The sequence below is a fragment of the Chroococcidiopsis cubana SAG 39.79 genome (assembly GCF_003991895.1).
Taxonomy (GTDB): Bacteria; Cyanobacteriota; Cyanobacteriia; order Cyanobacteriales; family Chroococcidiopsidaceae; genus Chroococcidiopsis; species Chroococcidiopsis thermalis.
Genome location: NZ_RSCK01000255.1, coordinates 1 through 1177, shown reverse-complemented (window position 1 = coordinate 1177; position 1177 = coordinate 1). Strand labels below are relative to the sequence as shown.

Here is a 1177-nt window from a genome sequence, read left to right as displayed (position 1 = left end):
CATCCCCCTGCCCACCTCTCTGCTATTAACGCTTGTAATGCTTAACACACCTTACTTTTCGCTTTTCTTAGTGCCATTCGCTTCAAGGTGTGTGACATTGCACATCATCTCAGTATGGGTGAGCGGACAGTTTTTACTTATCTGGCATCACCCAGTTTCCCAGAGCGGCAACCGCATCCCCGTCGTTCAAGCAAGAGCCTGCTCGCTCCCTACAAGCCGTATTTACTAGCGCAATGGAATGCGGGGCAACGTCAGACTAAGCGGCTATTTGCCCAGATTCAACAGCAGGGATACAAGGGGAGTTACATGACGGTGACACGCTACACACATCAGTTGCGCCAAGCCCAGCGCCATCAGTTGAACAATCTGGAGGGACGAGGACAAGCACCACCTCTCCTTAGCATTGGGCAACCACCGCGCTCGTGCTCGTCGAGCGACTTGGCTAGTGTTGAAGCCCTTGAAGCAACGCTCCTCTGAGGATGAAACCTGGCTCGCTCACTTGAAGCAGCACCCTGCTCTCGCCATTGCGATCGATCTGGCTCAGGAATTTGCCGACCTGGTGCGGCAACGCGACCCCAAGCAACTAGATCGTTGGCTTGAGAAAGCTAGTAGTAGCTGTGTGACACAGTTTCAACGATTTGCCAAAAGCTTGCAGTCAGATTATGCGGCAGTCAAAGCTGGGGTGACTTTAGCGGTTAGCAATGGACAAGTGGAAGGACAAATCAATCGTTTGAAGATGCTCAAACGCCAAATGTATGGTCGGGCAGGTCTAGATTTGTTAAGCCGTCGGTTCTTATTGGCAAGTTGAGCAAAATAGAATCTGGCTTCACCTGCATAAATTACTGGATCACCAAAAGCTGGGATGAGCCCGAAGTTAGTGTAAATTGGCTGCCGAAGTTGTGATAATACAGCAGGAAGCAAGGGTTTGAGAATCTGCCATTCCGCATCGCTTAAATCAGTTGGGTAGGGTTTCCGCTAAGGATTGGCAATCTCAGGAAGACGGCTCATTAGTCGTTCAATGGATACTAGACTGCATCTAGACTACAGCTTGATCCAACCTCGCTCTAATCCTCTTTAGATTTTCTTTACAAATCAGCTCTAATACTACAGTTGTAGATAGCTGAGCGATTGGGAAAGGCGACGTTTGTAATGATAAAACTTAGCAATCGCTTGATGT

2 protein-coding genes and 1 pseudogene are annotated in these 1177 nt (G+C 48.9%); 2 read left to right on the top strand and 1 reads right to left on the bottom strand.

The features are described from left to right. The first annotated feature begins 114 nt into the window (after positions 1-114). Together DSM107010_RS37755 and DSM107010_RS37750 are read left to right on the top strand one after the other, a co-directional pair. Positions 115-477 carry a hypothetical protein gene (locus DSM107010_RS37755; protein WP_158631978.1) on the top strand — a complete coding sequence of 121 codons (363 nt, stop codon included), beginning with the start codon at positions 115-117 and terminating at the stop codon, positions 475-477. Continuing rightward, the gene (locus DSM107010_RS37750) at positions 446-808 is read left to right on the top strand and encodes a transposase (RefSeq protein WP_127025429.1); all 363 of its coding nucleotides are present in this window, start codon (positions 446-448) and stop codon (positions 806-808) included. The genes DSM107010_RS37755 and DSM107010_RS37750 overlap by 32 nt, the downstream gene beginning before the upstream one ends. A gap of 104 nt (positions 809-912) precedes the next feature. Here the strand turns inward: DSM107010_RS37750 and DSM107010_RS43495 are convergent. After that, positions 913-1008, bottom strand: a pseudogene (locus DSM107010_RS43495) (transposase); the annotation flags it as partial. Positions 1009-1177 lie beyond the last annotated feature (169 nt).